Source organism: Aeromonas sp. HMWF015, from assembly GCF_963878965.1.
GTDB classification, from domain to species: Bacteria; Pseudomonadota; Gammaproteobacteria; order Enterobacterales; family Aeromonadaceae; genus Aeromonas; species Aeromonas veronii.
In genome coordinates, this window is sequence record NZ_CAWNZT010000132.1 from 23,049 (window position 1) to 25,389 (window position 2,341).

The 2,341-nt window shown below is 61.9% G+C and carries 3 protein-coding genes; all 3 read left to right on the forward strand.

The window, feature by feature from the left end:
* A partial coding sequence (locus tag AACS18_RS06820; RefSeq protein WP_108613996.1) for a hypothetical protein occupies positions 1-199 on the forward strand: 199 nt, incomplete at its 5' end.
* A gap of 210 nt (positions 200-409) precedes the next feature.
* Entirely contained in the window at positions 410-1,036 is a 627-nt protein-coding gene (locus AACS18_RS06825; RefSeq protein ID WP_108613990.1) for an SCO family protein, read from the forward strand.
* Positions 1,037-1,110: 74 nt separating this feature from the next.
* The coding region (locus AACS18_RS06830) for an MATE family efflux transporter (RefSeq protein ID WP_374956635.1) at positions 1,111-2,341 on the forward strand (1,231 nt) is incomplete at its 3' end.

Sequence of the window (2,341 nt, forward strand, 5' to 3'; positions counted from 1 at the left end):
TCTCTGGCTGCACCATCGTGGTTCGCACTGGACGCTCTGGCTGGGATGCCCGAAAGAGAAGGTGGTGCGTCTGGTATTGCTGTTCAAACGGGGTCACGGTGATCGCCAGGGGGAAGAGGGCTGGCTGGCCCCCGTGATTCCCATCGGCGTGCGGGCCATCGGCAAGATGTTGCAGCAGGGACGCAACGCTCGCCCCTGAGCAGAAGAGACAAACAAATCCATCCATAACCGGCACCCGAGGGGGCCGGTTTTTTTATGGCCGCAACTGGCGATTAATTATGCCAAATGGTCGACTCCTGACAGGGCGTTGCACAAGGTTGAACCACCTTGGCGGCTCGCTGGGGTACAATGCTCCCCTCTTGTCCGGTCACTGCTGGCCATCTGCCTCGAACTGAAAGGGTCTCTTGTTATGATGAAGCTCCGCTATCCCTTGCTCTTTCTGCTGCTGACAGCCTGCCTGATCCTGGTGTTTTACGCCACGCAGCCAGAGCAGCCGGAACAGGCCGACTACTATCCAGCGGGGCGGGACATCAATGATTTCGCCTTTACCGATGCGGACAACCAGCCGTTCACTCCTGCCAACCTGAAGGGGCACTGGACCTTCCTGTTTGTCGGTTACACCTTCTGCCCCGATATCTGCCCCACCACCCTGGCAGATATGCGCTCCGTCTATGACCAGCTGAAGAAGATGGCGCCCGACAGTCAGGTGGTGTTTATCTCGGCGGATCCCCAGCGTGACGATAGTCCACGCCTCAAGACCTATACCGCCTTCTTCAATCCCGAATTCAAGGCGGCTACCGCCCCCCACGACAAGCTGTTCCCGTTTGTGCGCAATTTGGGGCTGATCTACTCCATCGCCAATCAGGGGGAGAAGGATTACCTGATCGATCACTCCGCCTCCATCGTGCTCATCAATCCCAAGGGCAAGCTGCAGGCGGTATTCCGTCCGCAAGTGGCGCCGGGTCAGGTGCCACGGGTGCAGATGGCCACCATGCTCTCTGACTTTGCCCGCATTCTGAAGCTGACAGGCCACTGAGGGTGACCCCATCTGTTGCCCCATGGTGGCGTGATCCCTCTCGCCACCGCGCCGTCTTTGCGCTCGCCCTGCCCATGGTTTTCTCCAATATCACCACCCCCTTGCTGGGGCTGGTGGACACCTGGGTGATCGGTCATCTCGGTCAGGCCTGGTTTCTGGGGGGCGTCTCGGTCGGTGCGACCCTGATCAACCTCATCTTCTGGCTGCTCGGCTTTTTGCGGATGTCGACCACCGGCCTGACGGCGCAGGCGCACGGCGCCGCCGACGGTCGTGCCCAGCTCGATACCCTGCTGCGGGCGCTGGGGTTGGCCATTGCTCTTGGCCTGGCGCTGCTGTTGTTGCTCTTCCCCCTGTTGCCACGACTGATCGTCCTGAGTGGCGGCTCGCCCGAGGTGCAGCTTTATGCGGGCCAATATGTGGCGGTGCGGATCTGGAGCGCCCCGGCGGCGCTCTGCAATCTGGTGGTCATGGGCTGGCTGTTGGGGATGCAGGATGCCCGCAGCTCCATGGTGATGTTGATCCTCACCAATCTGGTCAATATGGCGCTCGATGCCCTGTTTGTGCTGGGGCTCGGCTGGCAGGTGCGGGGTGTGGCGGCGGCCTCGGTCATGGCGGACTACTGCGCGCTGGCAGTCGGTATCTGGCTGGTACGCCGTCAGCTGCGGCAACTGGCGCCGACGGTGTGGCAGGATGGTTGGCAGCGCTGGCGGCAGCTTGCGCCCATGGTGCGGTTGCTCGGCCTCAACCGCGATATCTTCCTGCGCTCCCTCTGTTTGCAGCTCTGTTTCGCCTTCATGACTCTGCAAGGGGCACGGCTGGGGGATGTGGCGGTGGCCGCCAATGCGGTGTTGCTCAACTTCCTGATGCTTATCTCCTACGGACTCGATGGTTTTGCCTATGCGGTGGAGGCCATGGTAGGACGAGCCATCGGTCAGCGGGATCGGCAGAAACTGCGGGAGGCCATCGTGCTCAATCTGGGCTGGGCCGCCCTCATTGCCAGTGGTTTTACCCTGGTGTTTGCCCTCTTTGGTGCCCACCTTATCGGCTATATCACCGACATTCCGGCCGTGGTGGCGGAGGCAAATCGTCAGCTTCCCTGGCTGATCGCCATGCCCTTGCTGGCGGTCTGGTGCTTCCTGCTGGATGGCGTATTTATCGGGGCGACCCGGGCGCGGGAGATGCGCAACAGCATGTTGCTGGCCGCGTTTGGCGGCTTCTTCCCGATCTGGTGGCTCTGTCAGTCGTGGGGCGTGGCCGCGCTATGGGCGGCGATGGCGGCGCTGATGGTGGGGCGCGGTCTGTCGC